Source organism: Micromonospora sp. KC723, from assembly GCF_004348595.1.
GTDB lineage: Bacteria > Actinomycetota > Actinomycetes > Mycobacteriales > Micromonosporaceae > Micromonospora.
Map to the genome: position 1 here is coordinate 1 of NZ_SMKD01000054.1, position 16,834 is coordinate 16,834.

Genomic DNA, 16,834 nt, shown 5'->3' on the forward strand with positions numbered 1-16,834 from the left:
GTTACGGCGGTCATGGCGGAGGGGAAACGCCCGGTCACATTCCGAACCCGGAAGCTAAGCCCTCCAGCGCCGATGGTACTGCACTCGGGAGGGTGTGGGAGAGTAGGACACCGCCGGACAATCTTTCAGTCGAGGGCCGCCCCATCAGGGTCGGCCCTCAACTGTGTAGCGCCATAGGTGGCGCAATGAGGAAGGATGTACCTGTGAGTTCAGCACCGCAGGGCGGAGACCGTCCACGTCGCGACGAGGACCGTTCGGATCGTCCCCAGGGGCGCAGCGCCGGCCCGCGGCGGGACGATCGTCCGCCGTACCGGGGAGACCGTGACGACCGGGGCGGCCCGCGCGGCGGCCACGGCAGCGATCGGGGCGGCGACGGCGGCGGCTTCCGTGGCGGTGACCGGCGGGAAGGTGGTTTCCGGTCGGGTCCGCGTGATGGTGAGCGGCGACCCGGCGGTTTCCGTCGTGACGGTGATGCGCCCCGTGAGGGTTTCCGTAGTGGTGACCGCCGCGAGGGTGACGCGCCCCGTGAGGGTTTCCGTGGCGGCGAACGCCGTGAAGGTGGTTTCCGTGGCGGTGAGGGTTCCCGCGAGGGCGGTTTCCGTGGTGGTGACCGTCGTGAGGGCGGTTTCCGGTCGGGTCCGCGTGAGGGTGGTTTCCGTCGTGACGGTGACGCGCCCCGTGAGGGTTTCCGTGGCGGCGAACGCCGCGAGGGTGGTTTCCGTGGCGGTGAGGGTTCCCGCGAGGGTGGCTTCCGTGGCGGTGACCGTCGTGAGGGTGGTTTCCGGTCGGGTCCGCGTGAGGGTGGTTTCCGTCGTGACGGTGACGCGCCCCGTGAGGGTTTCCGTGGCGGCGAACGTCGTGAAGGTGGTTTCCGTGGCGGCGAGGGTTCCCGCGAGGGTGGCTTCCGTGGCGGCGACCGCCGCGAGGGCGGCGACCGTGAGCGTGCTTTCCGTCGCGAGGGCGAGGGTGGCTTCCGTGGCGGAGAGCGCCGTGAGGGTGGTTTCCGTCGGGACGGTCAGGCCCCACGCGAGGGTGGTTTCCGTGGGGGCGAGCGCCGTGAGGGCGGTTTCCGTGGTGACCGACCGGACCGTGGTGGCGAACGCGGCGGGTACGGTGATCGGCCAGGCCGCGACGACCGGAGTGGGTCCGCGGAACGCCGTGAGGGCTTCGGCGCGGACCGGGATCGCCGGGACGAGGCCGAGGTCGGGCGTACGGCCGAGCCGACGCTGCCGGACGAGATCTCCGCGAGCGACCTCGACACGGCCGTCCGCGCCGAACTGCTCTCGCTGAACAAGCCGGTTGCGGAGACCGTCGCGCGGCACTTGGTCGCGACGGGCCAGCTGATCGACGAGGACCCGGCCGAGGCGCTGGCGCACGCGCTGGCGGCCCGCCGGTTGGCCTCGCGGATCTCGGCCGTGCGGGAGGCGGTCGGACTGGCGGCGTACCACGCCGGGGAGTGGCAGACCGCGATCGCCGAGCTGCGTACGTACCACCGCATGACCGGGCTGCAGAGCCACCTGGCGGTGCTGGCGGACTGCGAGCGGGCGCTGGGACGCCCCGAGCGGGCCATCGACCTGTTTCGGGGCGCCGACCGGGCGAAGCTCGACCAGGCGGTGGCGATCGAGCTGCTGATCGTGGCGGCCGGTGCCCGGGGCGACCTCGGGCAGAAGGACGCGGCGGTCGCGATGCTCCAGGTTCCCGAACTGACCGCCGACCCGGCCGAGCCGTGGACCGCCCGACTCCGCTACGCGTTCGCGGACGCGCTGCTGGCGGTTGGCCGCCGCGAGGAGGCCCGGGAATGGTTCTCCCGCGCCGCGGACGTGGACACCGACGGCGAGACCGACGCCGCGGAGCGGCTGCTCGAACTCGACGGCGTGCTCATCGAGGGCGACGAAGAGGACGAGGAGTCAGCCGAGGAGGTCGCGGCGGGTCCGGGGACCCCGGGTGCCGTGCCGGCCCGACCGGACGCGGACCTGACCGCCGCAGCCGGCGACCTCGCCGGCAACGACGAGGAGGGCGACCCCGACCGCGAGGACGAGGACGACGACCTCGACGGTGAGGGGCCGAGCGACGGCGAGCTGCCCGCCGCACAGGCCAGCACGGTGACCGGCGAGCGGGCCGCGCCGGCCGCCGACCGGGTGTCCGGCGGCGCACCCCAGGTCGAGTTCCGGGCCGACGCCCCGGCCGACCAGCCGGCGGGCCACGACGAGTCGGAGCCGGGCCAGCGATGAACGGCGTCGCCGGGGACCGGCTGGTCGACGGGTACTCGCTGGTCGTCTTCGACCTGGACGGGGTCATCTACCTGATCGACCGGCCGATCCCCGGCGCGGTCGAGGCGGTCGCGCGGCTGCACGCCGAGGGCCGTTCGGTCGCGTACGCGACCAACAACGCCTCCCGGCGCTCCAGCGAGGTCGCCGACCTGCTCACCGGCATGGGTGTGCCGGCCTCGCCGCAGGAGGTGCTGACCTCCGCGGCGGCCGCCGCCGAACTGCTCCGGGACCGGTTCCCCGCCGGCGCCCCAGTGCTCGTCGTCGGGGCGGAGGCGCTGCGCGCCGAGGTCCGCGCCGTCGGGCTCACCCCCGTGACCCGCGCCGACGAGTCGCCGGTCGCGGTCGTCCAGGGGTACGGCCCGCAGGTGGGCTGGGTCGACCTGGCCGAGGCGGCGGTCGCCGTCCGGGGCGGGGCGACCTGGATCGCCACCAACACCGACCGCACCCTGCCCAGCGCTCGAGGGCCGCTGCCCGGCAACGGTTCGCTGGTGGCGGCGCTGCGCCACGCGCTGGACCGGGCGCCGGACGTGGTCGTCGGCAAGCCGGAGCCCGCCCTGTTCGCCACCGCCGCCCGCCGGGCGGGGCAGGGGCGGACGCTGGTGGTCGGCGACCGGCTGGACACCGACATCGAGGGAGCACGTCGCGCCGGCCTGGACAGCCTGCTGGTGCTGACCGGCGTCAGCGACGTACCCGAACTGCTGGCCGCACCGCCGAGGCGGCGGCCCACGTACGTGGCGAAGGACCTCGCCGGCCTCTTCGACCCGGTGGCCGTCGTCGCGGTGCCGGGCAAGCCGGAGGCCGGCGGCTGGTCCACGACCGTGACCGGTGGTGGGCTGGAACTGCGCGGCGAGGGAAGCCCGCTGGACGCCCTCGCGGTGCTCTGCGCGGCTGCCTGGTCCGCCGACCCGACAGCGGACGTGCGGGCGGGGACACCGCAGGCGCAGCGGGCCCTCGAGGCACTCGGCCTGCCGGCCTGAGCGTCGCCGAAACCGGTCACCCGGCGGGGTCGGCGTCGTCCCGCGCGGTCTGTCGGTCAGAGCAGCTTGCGGAGCTTCATCAGGTCGAACGGGTTGGCCTTGATGGAAACCCGGCGGGTGGCGACCGCCTTGGTGACGTCGAGCTGCCCGGCCACCAGGGCGAGCAGATCGTCACTGGTGGCCACCAGGGCGATCTTGGCCTTCGGGTCGTCGCCGTCGCCCAGGTCGACCAGCCGACCGCCGACGAGGCGGCCGTGGAACGCCGTGTCCAGGTCGGTGACCCGGCAGGCGAGGGTGCGGTCCAGGTCGATCCTGCCCCGCACCTCGGCGTGCCGGTCGAGCCGGGCCGCCAGATCCCGCAACGCCTGCCGGCACTCGTCCACGCTGGCCACATCGTCTCCCTCGTCACGCCACGCCGCTTCCCGGCACCGTACCGCAAGGGGGCGTCCGGGGCGCCCGGTAGCGTGAGACCCGCACACCCCGCACGCGGAAGGACTCAGGCATGCAGGACGCGTGGCGCGCCTACCTCGAGTTGGCCATGGGCCTGACGGAGGCGCCCCGGAAGAAGGCCCAGGACGCCGTGCGGCGACTCGTCGGGACGAGTGGCGCCACGGCGGCGCAGCTCCAGGCGCTCGCCGAGGAACTCGTCTCGACCGGCGCGGCGAACCGGGAGTCGCTGACCAAGCTGGTCCGCTTCGAGGTGGACCGGGCGCTCGGCGCGGTGGGGCTCGCCACGGCCGACGAGGTGGCCGAGCTGACCCGCCGGGTGCGCGAGTTGGAACGCCAGCTCCGCGAGGCCAAGGCGGGTCCGGGAACGGCCCCGACATCCCCCGCCGACCTGGCCGGGGCCGGTGCGCCGGCGGACGCGGGCAGTGACACCGGTACGCCGGGTTCCTCGCCGGTCCCCGCGCCCACCCAGGCCGTGGCGAAGAAGGCCGTGGCCAAGAAGGCCGTGGCCAAGAAGCCGCCCGCCGTGGTCTCCACCACGCCGGGTGAACCGGCCAGGCCGGCGAAGAAGGCCGCGCCGCGCAAGCGGACCACGGGCGGCGCGGAGTGACCGGCGGGTACGCGCGCGGCAGGCGGTCGTGAGCGGCTCGTTCAGGCCGGGTCCGCCGCCCGGTGGTCGACCCGGTCCGTTGCCCGGGTTGCGTCCTGGCCCGCCGACGGGCCTCACCCCGCCGGACGAGGATGGTGGGGCGCACCACCCGGCCGTGGACGCCGCCGTGCAGGCGATGATCAACGCGGAGGGGCTGCCCCCGGCCGACCAGATCGCCCAGTACGAGGCGGCGTACCAGACACTGCGGGAGACCCTCGCCACCATCGACCAGGCCTGACCGACCGGAGAACCACCCCATGGCACGTCGTACCCGCCTCGACGCCGAACTTGTCCGTCGCGGCCTGGCCCGCTCCCGGGAGCAGGCCGCCGCGCTGGTGGAGTCCGGCCGGGTCCACCTGCGCGGGGTGACGGCGCGTAAGCCCGCCGCGATGGTCGACCCCGCCGACCCACTGCTGGTCACCGGGGAGGACCCCACCGTCGAGTACGTCTCGCGGGGCGGCCACAAGCTCGCCGGCGCGCTCGCCGCGTTCGCCCCGGGCGGGCTGAGCGCCGCCGGGCGGCGCTGCCTCGACGCCGGCGCCTCCACCGGAGGCTTCACCGACGTGCTGCTGCGCGCCGGCGCCGCCGAGGTGGTGGCGGTGGACGTCGGCTACGGCCAGCTTGCCTGGCCGCTGCGCAACGACGGCCGCGTGCGGGTCTTCGAGCGGACCAACGTCCGTACGCTGGTCCCGGAGACCATCGGCGGCGAGGTCGACCTGACGGTGGCCGACCTGTCCTTCATCTCGCTGCGTCTGGTGCTGCCGGCCCTGGCCGGCTGCACCCGCGCCGACGGGGACCTGGCCCTGATGGTCAAACCACAGTTCGAGGTCGGCAAGGAACGGGTCGGCTCCGGCGGTGTGGTCCGTGATCCGGCGCTGCGCGCCGAGGCGGTGCTCGACGTCGCGGCGGCGGCGGCGCAGCTCGGACTGGGCCTGGCCGACGTGGCCGCGAGTCCGCTGCCCGGGCCGAGCGGCAACGTCGAGTTCTTCGTATGGTTACGCCGGGGCGCGCCGGCGGCCGATCCCGAGCGGGTACGCGCGGTGGTGGCCGCCGGGCCCGAGGGGGCGACCCCGTCCGGCGCCGCGGGTTCTCCGGAGGTGTCAGGGTGAGCGACGAGCGCAGCCCGGTGAGCGGATACGAGAGGCTGGTCCGGTGAGTGTCAGCGACTGTGTGAGTCCCGCCCCCCACGGGCGGGCGGACCGGTGAGCCGCACCGCCCTGCTGGTGACCCACACCGGTCGCCGGCGCAGCACCGAGCACGCCCGGGCCGTCGCCGCCGACCTCATCGCCGCCGGCTTCGAGGTGCGGGTGGTGGCCGAGGAGGCCGACGACCTCGACCTGCCCGGCGTCGTGCCGATGGCCGGGCCGGAGGCCGCCGAGGGCGCCGAGATCGTCTTCGCCCTCGGCGGCGACGGCACCTTCCTGCGCGCCGCCGAGCTGGCCCGCCCGGCGAAGGTTCCGCTGCTCGGCATCAACCTCGGCAAGGTCGGGTTCCTCGCCGAGGCCGAGATCGACGACCTGGATGTCGCCGTACGCGACGTCGTGGGCCGTAACTACACGGTGGACGAACGGCTCACCCTCGACGTGACCGCCGAGTTCGACGGCGGGCCGACCATCGAGTCCTGGGCGCTGAACGAGATCAGCGTCGAGAAGGGCGAGCGGGCCCAGATGCTGGAGCTGCTCGTCGACGTGGACGGCCGGCCGCTGTCCCGGTACGGCTGTGACGGGGTGGTCTGCGCGACTCCCACCGGCTCCACCGCGTACGCCTTCTCCGGCGGCGGCCCGGTGGTGTGGCCGGAGGTGGAGGCGCTGCTGCTGGTGCCGATCAGCGCGCACGCGCTGTTCAGCCGCCCCCTGGTGACCGCGCCGGACTCGACGTTCGCCATCACCGTGGATCCGTTCACCACCCTCGCGGTGCTGTGTTGTGACGGCCGGCGGGTGTTCGACCTGCCGCCGGGAGCCCGGGTGACCGTGCGGCGTGGTGTGCTGCCGGTGCGCATCGTCCGGCTGCGGGACCGGCCGTTCACCGACCGGCTGGTCGCCAAGTTCGGCCTGCCGGTGCAGGGGTGGCGCGGCAGCCGGCGGTGACGGGCCGACCGGCTCGGTGAGTCCGAGGCCGGCGTCCGGCCGGTTGTCCACAGCCGGGCCGCGCCGGCTGGCAACTGTCGGGGCCCGCGTCTACTGTCGGGTGCTGTGCTGGAAGAGCTGCGCATCACCGGACTGGGCGTCATCGAGGACACCACGCTGCCGTTGACCGGCGGGATGAACGTCATCACCGGCGAGACCGGTGCCGGCAAGACGATGGTGGTGACCGGTCTCGGTCTCCTCTTCGGTGGCCGGGCCGACGCCGGGCGGGTCCGGGCCGAACCCGGGCGCGCGGTGGTCGAGGGGCGGTTGCGCCTGCACGGCAGGGTCGCCGACGCGGTGCACGCCCGGATCGTCGAGGCGGGCGGGGAGCCCGACGAGGACGGTTCGCTGCTGATGAGCCGTACGGTCACGGTGGAGGGTCGGTCCCGGGCCCACCTGGGTGGGCGGAGCATGCCGGTGGCCATGCTCGGTGAGGTCGGCGAGCAGGTGGTGGCCGTGCACGGCCAGTCCGACCAGCTGCGCCTGCTGCGGCCGGCCGAGCAGCGGGCCGCGCTGGACCGGTTCGCCGGCCCCGAGCACGAGAAGTTGCTCGACGCGCTGCGCGAGGTGTACACGCGGTGGCGGAACGTGGTCGACGACCTGGCCGACCGGCGGCGCAACGCCCGCGCCCGACACCAGGAGGCCGACCTGCTGCGGTTGGGTCTCGACGAGATCACCCGGGTCGATCCACAGCCGGGCGAGGACGACGAGCTGAAGGCCGAGGCGCAGCGGTTGGAGCACGCCGAGGGGTTGCGCACGGCCGCCCAGCTGGCCCACCAGTGCGTCGCCGGCGGGGTGGAGGCCGCCGACGACACACCGGACGCGACGGCGCTGCTGGGCACGGCCCGGCGCACCCTGGAAGCGCAGGCCGGCACCGACCCGGTCCTCGGCGAGCTGGCGGGCCGGTTGGAGGAGGCGGCCACCCTGGTCGCCGACGTCTCCGCCGAGTTGTCGGCGTACCTCGCGGCGCTGGACGCCGACCCGGCCCGGTTGCAGGCCGTCTACGAACGGCGGGCCGCCCTGCGCGCGTTGACCCGCAAGTACGCCGACGACGTCGACGGGGTGGTGGCCTGGGCGGAACGGGCCCGCGCCCGACTGTCCGACCTGGACACCTCCGACGAGCTGCTCGACGAGCTGGATCGGGAGGCGACCCGGCTCGCCGGTGAGGTGACCGACCTGGCCGGCCGGGTCTCGGCGTCGCGGCAGGAGGCGGCGACCCGGTTCGCCGACCAGGTCAGTGTGGAGCTGGCCGGGCTGGCCATGCCGCACGCCCGCATCGAGGTGGGCGTGGTGCCCCGGTCGGCGGGCAGGTCGGAGCCCACCCTGACGGTCAACGGAGCCGAGGTCGGCGTCGGGTCCGACGGCGTCGACGAGGTGGAGCTGCGGCTGTTGGCGCACCCCGGCGCGCCCTCGTTGCCGTTGCAGCGGGGCGCCTCCGGTGGCGAGCTGTCCCGGGTGATGCTCGCCATCGAGGTGGTCTTCGCCGGTTCCGGCGGGCCGCCCACGCTGGTCTTCGACGAGGTGGACGCCGGGGTCGGCGGCCAGGCGGCGGTGGAGATCGGCCGCCGGCTGTCCCGGCTGGCCCGCAGCCACCAGGTGCTCGTCGTCACCCACCTGCCGCAGGTCGCCGCGTTCGCCGACCGGCACCTGGTGGTGGCGAAGGACACCGGCGGCGCGGTGACCACCAGCGGGGTGCGGGTGGTGGAGGACACCGAGCGGGCCCGTGAGCTGGCCCGGATGCTCGCTGGTTTGCCCGACTCCGATCTGGGTATCGCCCATGCCGAGGAACTCCTGGCCGTGGCGGCCAGGGAAAGGCGTCCCTGACCGGACTATTGTGAGCGGAGGCACACCGGCCTGCGCTCTGGTGTGCTTCCCTGGGTAGGCGGCCCTGCTCAGGCATGTCGCGACAGAAAACCCTGCCTCACATGCCAGGATGGTCACGATGCGTCTACCCACGTTGCGCCGGACCCGGCACGCGGAACCGGGCTCGATCCTCGGCACCGCGCGCCTGGACCGCCGTACGAAGCGGCTGGTCGGCCGGCTACGCCCCGGCGACATCGCGGTGATCGACCACGTCGACCTCGACCGGGTGGCCGCCGACTCCCTGGTCGCCGTCGGCGTCGCCGCCGTCCTCAACGCCAAGCCGTCGGTCTCCGGCCGCTACCCGAACCTCGGGCCCGAGGTGCTGGTGGGCGCCGGTATCCCGCTCCTGGACGACCTGGGTGAGGGGATCTTCGAACGGGTCCGGGAGGGCGACACGGTCCGGATCGAGGGCAACACCGTGTACGTCGGCGACGAGCCGGTGGCACACGGCGAGCTCCAGGACGCCGAGACCGTGGCCAAGGCGATGGCCGACGCCCGGGAGGGACTGTCGGTCCAGTTGGAGGCGTTCGCCGCCAACACCATGGACTACCTCCGGCAGGAGCGCGACCTGCTGCTGGACGGAGTGGGCGTACCGGACATCCAGACCCAGATCCATGGCCGGCACTGCCTGATCGTGGTCCGGGGTTACGACTACAAGGCCGACCTGGACGTGCTGCGGCCGTACATCCGGGAGTTCAAGCCGGTGCTGGTCGGCGTGGACGGCGGGGCGGACGCGTTGGTCGAGGCCGGCTACACCCCTGACATCATCATCGGGGACATGGACTCCGTCACCGACGACGTGCTGCGCTGCGGCGCCGAGGTGATCGTGCACGCGTACCCGGACGGGCGGGCCCCCGGCCTGGCCCGGGTCACCGGGCTCGGTGTGCCGGCGATCACCTTCCCGGCCGCCGCCACCAGCGAAGACCTGGCGATGCTGCTGGCCGACGAGAAAGGCGCCTCGCTGCTGGTCGCCGTCGGCACGCACGCCACGCTGGTGGAGTTCCTGGACAAGGGGCGCGGCGGCATGGCCTCCACCTTCCTCACCCGGCTCAAGGTCGGCGGCAAGCTGGTCGACGCCAAGGGCGTCAGCCGGCTCTACCGGCAGAGCATCTCCGGCTCGTCCCTGCTGCTGCTGGTTCTCTCGGCGGTCGCCGCGATGGCCTCCGCGGTGGCGGTCTCCACCGTCGGAAAGGCGTATTTGGGCGTGGTCTCCGAGTGGTGGGACAATTTTGTGTTCCAGCTCGGCCAGCTCTTCTAGCTCCCGACCGATCAAGAGGCTGCAAGCGTGATCAACTTCCGGTACCACGTGGTGTCCCTGACCGCGGTCTTCCTGGCGTTGGCCATCGGCCTGGTGGTCGGCACGGCCGCCCTCAACGGCCCGGTGGCCGACTCCCTCAAGGAGCGGGTCAACGGGCTGAGCAAGGACAACCAGCTGATGCGCCAGTCGGTCAACAGCATGCAGCGGGAGCTGGAGCTCGAGGAGGAGTTCGCCGCCCAGATGGCAGAGGTGTTCCTGCCGGGCAAGCTCGCCGGCAAGCGGGTGCTGCTGCTCTGCGCGCCGACCGGGCGGGACCACGCCGAGGGCGTGTTGAAGCTGCTGGAAACCGCCGGCGCCGACGTCACCGGCCGGGTCGACATCCAGGACAAGTTCATCAACCCGGACAACAACACCAACCTGATGGAGCTGGCGGTCACCGCCGCCCGCCCCACCGCGCCCGCGTCCGCGCTGCCCGGCAACGGCAACGGCGTGGAGACCTCCAGCGCCCTGCTGGCCACCGTGCTGCTCGACCGGCCCCAGGGCACTGCGGCGGTCACCGAGGTCGACCGGAGGGCGGTGCTGGCCGCGTACTCCAACGGCGGCTACCTGACCGCCGAGAAGCAGATCACCGGGCCTGCCGAGGCCGTCGTGGTGGTCAGCGGGCAGCCCTACGTCGACAAGGACTCCGCCAAGAAGGACGAGTCGGTGGTGAAGATCGCCGAGCAGTTCGACCGCACCGGCGCGATCGTCGTCGCCGGCAACGGCTCCACCGGCGGCAACCTGGTGGCCATCGTCCGCGGCGACCCGGTGCTGACCCAGACCATCTCCACCGTCGACAACGCCAACACCGCGCAGGGACAGCTGGTCACCGTCCTCGCCCTGCTGCAGCAGCTCACCGAGAAGAAGGCCGGTCAGTACGGCGTCGGCGACAACGCCGCGGATCTCCTGCCTAGACTGCCCCAGTGAGCGAACGACGTACCCCGGTGACCGGAAACCCACCGCACGCGCCGACCGGAGGTGCCGCGTGAGCATGATCGGCCGACTGCTGGTCGCCGCCGCCGGCGCCGCCGCCGCCCGGTACGCGCTGCGGGAGATCCGTACCGCGCCGGCCGGGCCGGCGCTGGAACGGACGAACTTCCGTGGCCGTACCGTCACCCTGGCCGCCGGCCCGGCCCTCGCCGTCGGCGCGGCCGGCGCCGGGGCGCTCGGCGCGTCCAGCGGCCCCGCCGGTGCCGCCGCCCTGGTCGCTGGGCTGGGGTCGGGCGCGGTCGGCCTCTACGACGACGTGGTCGGCGCCCGCCCGGAGCAGAAGGCCGCCAAGGGGTTCACCGGCCACCTCGCCGCGCTGCGGGAGGGGCGGGTCACCGCCGGCACGGTGAAGGTGGTGGGCGTGGGGGCCGCCGGGCTCGGCGCGGCGGCGCTGCTCGCCGCCGACCCCCGGGTCGCCGGGCACCGGCGCCGGCAGCGGCAGGGCGTTCTCGGCCGGACGGTGGACGTGCTGCTCGGCGCCGGCGTGGTGGCGGGCACGGCGAACCTGCTCAACCTGCTCGACCTGCGCCCCGGACGGGCGCTCAAGTCCGGTCTGCTGCTCGGCGCCCCGCTGGCCGGTGGCCCGCACGGCGGCATCGCCGCCGGGGCCGTCGGCGCGGCGTCCGGGCTGCTCGGCGCGGACCTCGACGAGCAGGTGATGATCGGCGACAGCGGCGCCAACGCCCTCGGCGCGGTGCTCGGCGTGGCCCTGGCCGCCCGTACCGGGCCGGTCGGCCGGGCCGGCATCCTCGCCGTGCTCGCCGGGCTCACCGCCGCCAGCGAGAAGGTCAGCTTCACGGCCGTCATCCAGCGCACCCCCGGCCTGCGCGAGCTGGACGAGCTGGGTCGGCGATCCGACTGACGTGACCAAACCGGCACCCCTCGCCGGCGCCGGCCGCGTGGCCGGAGCGGCCGCCCTCATCGCCGTCCTCACCGTGGTGGCCCGTCTCGCCGGCTTCGGCCGCACCGCCGTGTTCAGCTGGGTCGTCGAACGCAGCGACCTCGGCGGCATGTACGTCGTCGCGAACACCGTCCCCAACATCATCTTCGAGATCGTGGCCGGCGGGGCGCTGGCCAGCCTGGTCGTACCGTTGCTGGCCGGCCCGGTCGAGGCGGATGACCGGCGGGCGGTGACCACCATCACCGGGGCGCTGCTGACCTGGACGCTGACCCTGCTGGTGCCACTCGCGGCGCTGGTCGCGCTGTTCGCGGACCCGATCGTCGGGCTGATCAGCGAGGCCCGCTCACCGGCCGAACTCGCCGCCGGCGCCCGGATGCTGCGGGTGTTCGCCCCCCAACTGCCGCTCTACGGCGTCGGCATCGTGCTGACCGGCGTGCTCCAGGCGCACCGGCGCTTCGCCTGGCCGGTGATCGCGCCGCTGCTGTCCAGCCTCACCGTCGTCGTGGTGTACCTGGTCTTCGGCGCGGCCGAGGGGCGGGCCGCCAGCATCGCCGAGGTGAGTCGCGGCGGCGAACTGATCCTCTCCGGCGGTACCACCCTCGGTGTGGTGGCGCTGTCGCTGTCACTGCTGATCCCGTTGCGCCGGCTGGGGCTGCGGCCCCGTCCCGGGTACCGGTTCCCGGCCGAGGCCCGGGCGAAGGTCGGCGGACTGGCGGCGGCAGGCGTCGTCACCGTCACCGCCCAGCAGCTCGCGCTCGTCGTCATCCTCAACCGGGTCTCCGGCGGACCCACCGGTTCCCCGCAGGTCTACAACCTGGCGCAGACCATGTACCTGTTGCCCTGGGCGGTGCTCGCGGTGCCGCTCGCCGTCGCCGCGTACCCGGCCCTGGCCACGTCCGCCACGGGCGGCGACGAGGCGGGCTACCGGCGAACCCTGGCCCCGGCGGTGCGCAGTGTGCTCCTGCTCAGCTTCCTGGGCACGGCGGCGCTGGTCGGCACCGCCGAGGCGGTCGGGTCGTTCTTCCCGCTGGGCGCGGCGGAGACCGCGGCCGGCATCATCGGGTTCGCCCCCGGGCTGGTCGGCTACGGGCTCTTCGCGGTGCTCTCGCGCGCGCTCTACGCCCGCGGCGCCACCCGGGTCGCCACCGTCGCCATCACCGTCGGTTGGCTCGCCGTGCCGCTGGCGTCGGTGCCGCTGGCCGCGCTGCTGCCGCGGGCGGACCGGGTGCTGGCCGTCACCCTGGCCAACTCCCTCGGCATGCTGCTCCTCGGCGGGTTGCTGCTGGCCGCGGTCGCGCGGGCCGCCGGCCGGTCCGCGCTGGCCGGGGCGGGCCGGGCCGCCGCCGCCGGGCTGGCCGGCGCCGCGCTCGCCGCCCCTGCCGGATGGTGCGCCGCCCGGTGGCTCGCCGGCGACGGCACCCCGACGACATCGCAGGCGCTCGCGCAGGGCATGCTGTCCGGGGTCGTGGTGGGAACGGTGTTCCTCGCCGTGGCCTGGCTGACCGACCGGCCCGACGTGCAGCCGCTGACCGCCGGGGTGCTGCGCCGGCTCGGCGTCCGGCACCGGCACACCCCACCCGGTCCGCCGGACGGCAGCTCTCCGGAACGGGGCGACGGGAAGGAGACGGTGTCCCCATGACCGACGCGACCTCGCCAGCCCGCTGGTCGGGCACGGTGGTCCTGCTGCTCGCCTCGAGCACCGGCGGGGTGGGGCAGCACGTGCGTTCGGTGGCCCGCGGCCTCACCGCCGCCGGGGCCCGCGTGCTGGTTTGCGGGCCCGCCGCCACCCAGGACCAGTTCGACTTCACCGGCGTCGGGGCCCGTTTCACGCCGGTGGAGATCCCGGCGAGCCCCACCCCCGCGGACGCCCGGGCCGTCGCCGCCCTGCGCCGGGCCCTGGCCGCCGAGACCGTCCAGGTGGTGCACGCCCACGGGCTGCGCGCCGGGCTGGTCGCCACGCTCGCCCGACCCGCCGCACCGGTGGTCGTCACCTGGCACAACGCGGTGCTCGCCGGAGGGCTGCGGGGGAAGTTGTCCCGGCTCGCCGAGCGGGTCGTCGCCCGGTCCGTCCGGGTGGCGCTGGGCGCCTCCACCGACCTGGTGGAGCGGGCCGCCGTGCTCGGCGCCGCCGACGCCCGGTTCGCTCCGGTCGCCGCGCCACCGCTGCCCGCGCCGCGCCGTCGCCGCGCCGCCGTCCGGGCCGAGTTCGGCGTCGCCGCCGACCAGCCGCTGATCATCTCCGTCGGTCGGCTGCACCCGCAGAAACGGTACGACGTGCTGATCGACGCGGCAGCCCGGTGGCGGGGCCGGATCCCACCCCCGGTCGTCGTGGTCGCCGGCAGCGGACCGGCCTACCTGCAACTGGCCGCCCGGATCTCCGCCGCCCGGGCGCCGGTGACGCTGCTCGGCCACCGCACCGACGTGGGCGACCTGCTTGCCGGCGCCGACGTGGCGGTGGTGACCAGTGACTGGGAGGCCCGGCAGCTCTTCGCGCAGGAGGCGTTGCGGGCCGGCGTACCGCTGGTGGCGACCGCCGTGGGCGGGCTGCCGGAACTGGTCGGCGACGCCGCGCTGCTGGTACCGCCCGGCGACGTCGACGCGGTGGACGCGGCGGTGGGTTGCCTGCTCGACGACGCCAGCCTCCGCGCCGACCTGGCCCGGCGCGGCACCGAACGGGCCGCCACCTGGCCGGACGAGGAGGACACCGTCGCCGCCCTGGTCGCCCTCTACGCGGAGGTGGCCCCCGAGCACGCGGGGCCGGCCACCCCCGACGCGGACACCCCGTCGACGGGACGCCGGTGATGCTGCGCAGACTCACCCCGATCCTGCTCACCCTGCTGGTGGTGGTGCTCGGCGTGACCGCGCTGGTGGCCCGCCCGGACACCGCCGCTCCCCGGCGCACCGCCGACTTCGTGGTGCTTGTCGGTGTCGCCGGCCTGCGCTGGGAGGACGTCGACCCGCAGACCACCCCGACGCTGTGGCGGATGGCCCAGGAGGGCTCCATCGGGTCGCTGTCCACCCGTTCCGCCCGCCGCCCGACCTGCCCGCTCGACGGCTGGCTCACCCTCGGCGCGGGCAGCTACGCCGCCTGGAACGGCAGCCGCCCGTCGGGGGTCTGCCCGCCCGCCGACGTCACCGTCGAGCAGCCGGACCGGATAGGGGCGAACCTGCCGCAGCAGGAGGGCGTGGTCGCCCACAACCAGGACCGGCTGCCCTGGGGGGCGGTGCCCGGGTCGCTGTCGGAGTCGGTGCGCTGTTCGGTAGCGATCGGTCCGGGCGCTGCCGTCGCCGCCGCCCGGCCCTTCGGCCGGGTCGACCGGTACGCCGAGGAACTGCCCGCAGACCCGGCCGACCTGCTCGGTTCCTGCGTGCTCAGCATCGTCGACCTCGGCGTTGTCACCGGCGACGATCCGGCCACCCGGGCAGCCGAGGCGCGGCGGGCCGACGCCGCCCTGGCCACCGTCCTGGCCGCCCGCCCGTCCCGCTCCCTGGTCGTCGTCGCCGGGGTCTCGGACACCTCCGCGCCGGCGCGCCTGCACGTCGCGGTCGCCGACGGGCCGGGCTGGGAGAAGGGCTGGCTCACCTCGGCCAGCACCGCCCGGGAGGGCTACCTGCAACTGATCGACCTGGCGCCGACCGCGCTGTCCGCGCTCGGCCGGCCGATGCCCGAACGGCTGTTCCTCGGCCGGCCGGCGGTCCGGGTCGACGGCCGGCCGGCTGACCTGGCCGCCGCGATCACCGCCACCGCCGACGCCGACCGGGAGGCCGGCGCCCAGCGGACCGTGGCCGGTTGGTTCTTCACCCTGCTCGCCGTGGCCGAGGTGGCGCTCTTCGTCGCCGTGCTGCCGCTGCTGCGCCGGGCCCGCCGGCACGCCGGGCCGCACGGCCCGCCGCCGGTCTCCCGGCGGGTGGTGGCCACCGTCGAACTGCTGCTGGTCGCGGTCGCCCTGGCCGTCCCGGCGGCTCTGCTCGCCGACGCGGTTCCCTGGTGGCGCGGCGACCACGCCGGCTGGTGGTTCGCGCTGGTGACCGCGGCCCTGATCGCCGTGGCCACCGCGCTGGTGCGCTTCGCCCCCGGTCACGAGCGGACCCTCGGGCCGCTCGGCGCGGTCGCCGGGCTGGCCACCCTGATCGTCGGCGCGGACGTGCTCAGCGGGGCCCGGTTGCAGCTCAACAGCGTCGTCGGCTACTCGGCGTTGGAAGGTGGCCGGTTCTCCGGTCTGGGCACCGTGGGCCTCGGCGTGTTCCTGGCCGCCGCGCTGCTCAGCGCCGGTTGGCTCGCCCAGCGGGTCCACCGCGAGTGGCGGCCCATGGTGATGGTCGCCGTCGGCGGCGGCGCGTTGATGGTGGTCGGCAGCCCCTACCTGGGTGCCGACCCGATCGGCGCGGTGGCCCTGACCGCCGGGGTGGCGGTGGCGGCGGCGATCAGCACCGGCGGCTGGTTGACCGTGAGCCGGTTGGTCTGGGCGGCCATGGCCGGTCTCGCGCTGACCATCGGGTACGCCGTGCTGGACGTTCGCCGACCGGCAGAGGAACGGGGCAGCCTCGGTCGGTTCCTCACCGCCCTGGGCGACGGCACCGGCGGGCTGACCCTGCACCGGTCCAGCACCGCGAACTTCGAGACACTGGTGAACAGCCCGCTGACCGCGGTGGCCGTGCTGGGCGCCCTGCTGGTCTGGTTCGCCCTGCTCCAGCCGTGGGGCGGGCTGATGCGGCTGTTCGGCATCTACCCGGCGGTCCGGGCGGCGATGGCCGGCACCGCGGTCGCGTCGGTGATCGGCGGGGTGCTCGGCGGCGCGGCCCTGGACGTGGCCGGCGCGGCCGGCGCGCTGGTGGTGCCGATGGCGGCGCTGGCCTCGCTGCGGGTGCTCGACCACTCCACCGACCGCACCCTGCCGGGCGAGAGCCGGCAGCGCGACGACGGGCCGGACGGGTCGGACGGTGGTGGGCTGCCCGGCGGTGGTGCGGTGTCCGACCGGCCGCCCGCCCCGGCGCAGGCCGGGCCCGGCGACGACGCCGGCGAGACGTCGGGCGACGACGCCGTCGCGAGACGGGACGGCACCGGCGGCGAGCGCGACGGCGGCCGGACGGCGGGGGAGGGCGAGACCCGGTCCGGGGAAGCGGCCGTGCCGCCGGCCCGGGCACCCGACCCGGCGGAGCGGTCCTCGACCGAGGTCGCGGCGGGTTGACCCGCGGTTGCGGGGCGTACGGGGCCGGGTGCACCGCCGGGCCCGGCCCGAGGAGGTGTTACCGTGGAATCCCGTGGATCGCGTGATCACTTTGCTGATCGGCACGGCGGTTCGCACGACCGCTA

15 protein-coding genes and 1 rRNA gene are annotated in these 16,834 nt (G+C 75.0%); 14 read left to right on the top strand and 2 right to left on the bottom strand.

What is annotated here, in order from left to right; translation table 11 throughout:
* Nucleotides 1-2: 2 nt before the first annotated feature.
* Nucleotides 3-119 (top strand): 5S ribosomal RNA (rrf, locus tag E1165_RS14340).
* Nucleotides 120-209: 90 nt separating this feature from the next.
* Here the strand turns inward: rrf and E1165_RS28975 are convergent.
* Entirely contained in the window at nucleotides 210-1,322 is a 1,113-nt protein-coding gene (locus E1165_RS28975) for a hypothetical protein (RefSeq protein ID WP_165945220.1), read from the bottom strand.
* Between E1165_RS28975 and E1165_RS14345 the strand changes: the two genes are divergently transcribed.
* Both E1165_RS14345 and E1165_RS14350 read left to right on the top strand, forming a co-directional pair.
* Nucleotides 1,278-2,231: a Replicase polyprotein 1ab gene (locus E1165_RS14345; RefSeq protein WP_243704766.1), complete on the top strand. Its 954-nt coding sequence runs from the start codon at nucleotides 1,278-1,280 to the stop codon at nucleotides 2,229-2,231. The genes E1165_RS28975 and E1165_RS14345 overlap by 45 nt on opposite strands.
* Entirely contained in the window at nucleotides 2,228-3,247 is a 1,020-nt protein-coding gene (locus tag E1165_RS14350) for an HAD-IIA family hydrolase (protein WP_132391654.1), read from the top strand. Before E1165_RS14345 ends, E1165_RS14350 begins: the two co-directional genes overlap by 4 nt.
* A 56-nt stretch (nucleotides 3,248-3,303) precedes the next feature.
* Here E1165_RS14350 and E1165_RS14355 read toward each other — a convergent pair whose 3' ends face one another.
* On the bottom strand, nucleotides 3,304-3,639 hold the full coding sequence (locus tag E1165_RS14355; protein ID WP_132391656.1) for an SCP2 sterol-binding domain-containing protein: 336 nt from the start codon (nucleotides 3,637-3,639) through the stop codon (nucleotides 3,304-3,306).
* A 110-nt stretch (nucleotides 3,640-3,749) separates the two neighbouring features.
* Between E1165_RS14355 and E1165_RS14360 the strand changes: the two genes are divergently transcribed.
* The 11 genes from E1165_RS14360 to E1165_RS14410 all read left to right on the top strand — a co-directional run bounded on the left by E1165_RS14360 (nucleotide 3,750) and on the right by E1165_RS14410 (nucleotide 16,709).
* Entirely contained in the window at nucleotides 3,750-4,304 is a 555-nt protein-coding gene (locus tag E1165_RS14360) for a phasin family protein (protein WP_132391658.1), read from the top strand.
* Between the two features lie 28 nt (nucleotides 4,305-4,332).
* A complete protein-coding gene (locus E1165_RS14365) occupies nucleotides 4,333-4,581 on the top strand; it encodes a hypothetical protein (RefSeq protein WP_132391660.1) in 249 nt (82 codons plus the stop codon).
* A gap of 19 nt (nucleotides 4,582-4,600) precedes the next feature.
* Complete coding sequence (locus E1165_RS14370) at nucleotides 4,601-5,452, top strand: TlyA family RNA methyltransferase (RefSeq protein ID WP_132391662.1); 852 nt, start codon at nucleotides 4,601-4,603, stop codon at nucleotides 5,450-5,452.
* Between the two features lie 93 nt (nucleotides 5,453-5,545).
* Nucleotides 5,546-6,430, top strand: a complete 885-nt coding sequence (locus E1165_RS14375) for an NAD kinase (RefSeq protein ID WP_132391664.1) — start codon at nucleotides 5,546-5,548, stop codon at nucleotides 6,428-6,430.
* 105 nt (nucleotides 6,431-6,535) lie between these two features.
* The gene (gene recN / locus E1165_RS14380; RefSeq protein ID WP_132391666.1) at nucleotides 6,536-8,293 is read left to right on the top strand and encodes a DNA repair protein RecN; all 1,758 of its coding nucleotides are present in this window, start codon (nucleotides 6,536-6,538) and stop codon (nucleotides 8,291-8,293) included.
* Nucleotides 8,294-8,411: 118 nt separating this feature from the next.
* Nucleotides 8,412-9,590, top strand: a complete 1,179-nt coding sequence (gene steA / locus E1165_RS14385; RefSeq protein WP_132391668.1) for a putative cytokinetic ring protein SteA — start codon at nucleotides 8,412-8,414, stop codon at nucleotides 9,588-9,590.
* Between the two features lie 27 nt (nucleotides 9,591-9,617).
* Entirely contained in the window at nucleotides 9,618-10,556 is a 939-nt protein-coding gene (locus E1165_RS14390) for a copper transporter (protein WP_132391670.1), read from the top strand.
* Nucleotides 10,557-10,614: 58 nt separating this feature from the next.
* Complete coding sequence (locus E1165_RS14395; protein WP_132391672.1) at nucleotides 10,615-11,481, top strand: hypothetical protein; 867 nt, start codon at nucleotides 10,615-10,617, stop codon at nucleotides 11,479-11,481.
* 1 nt (nucleotide 11,482) lies between these two features.
* Entirely contained in the window at nucleotides 11,483-13,159 is a 1,677-nt protein-coding gene (gene murJ, locus E1165_RS14400) for a murein biosynthesis integral membrane protein MurJ (RefSeq protein WP_132391674.1), read from the top strand.
* On the top strand, nucleotides 13,156-14,322 hold the full coding sequence (locus E1165_RS14405) for a glycosyltransferase family 4 protein (RefSeq protein WP_132391676.1): 1,167 nt from the start codon (nucleotides 13,156-13,158) through the stop codon (nucleotides 14,320-14,322). The genes murJ and E1165_RS14405 overlap by 4 nt, the downstream gene beginning before the upstream one ends.
* Nucleotides 14,322-16,709, top strand: a complete 2,388-nt coding sequence (locus tag E1165_RS14410; RefSeq protein ID WP_132391678.1) for an MFS transporter — start codon at nucleotides 14,322-14,324, stop codon at nucleotides 16,707-16,709. The genes E1165_RS14405 and E1165_RS14410 overlap by 1 nt, the downstream gene beginning before the upstream one ends.
* The last annotated feature ends 125 nt before the right edge of the window (nucleotides 16,710-16,834 follow it).

Coding starts and splice junctions, on each gene's coding strand:
- E1165_RS14350 (WP_132391654.1), top strand. CDS start 2,228: ATGAACGGCGTCGCCGGGGACCGGCTGGTCGACGGGTACTCGCTGGTC.
- E1165_RS14360 (WP_132391658.1), top strand. CDS start 3,750: ATGCAGGACGCGTGGCGCGCCTACCTCGAGTTGGCCATGGGCCTGACG.
- E1165_RS14370 (WP_132391662.1), top strand. CDS start 4,601: ATGGCACGTCGTACCCGCCTCGACGCCGAACTTGTCCGTCGCGGCCTG.
- steA (WP_132391668.1), top strand. CDS start 8,412: ATGCGTCTACCCACGTTGCGCCGGACCCGGCACGCGGAACCGGGCTCG.
- E1165_RS14405 (WP_132391676.1), top strand. CDS start 13,156: ATGACCGACGCGACCTCGCCAGCCCGCTGGTCGGGCACGGTGGTCCTG.
- E1165_RS14410 (WP_132391678.1), top strand. CDS start 14,322: ATGCTGCGCAGACTCACCCCGATCCTGCTCACCCTGCTGGTGGTGGTG.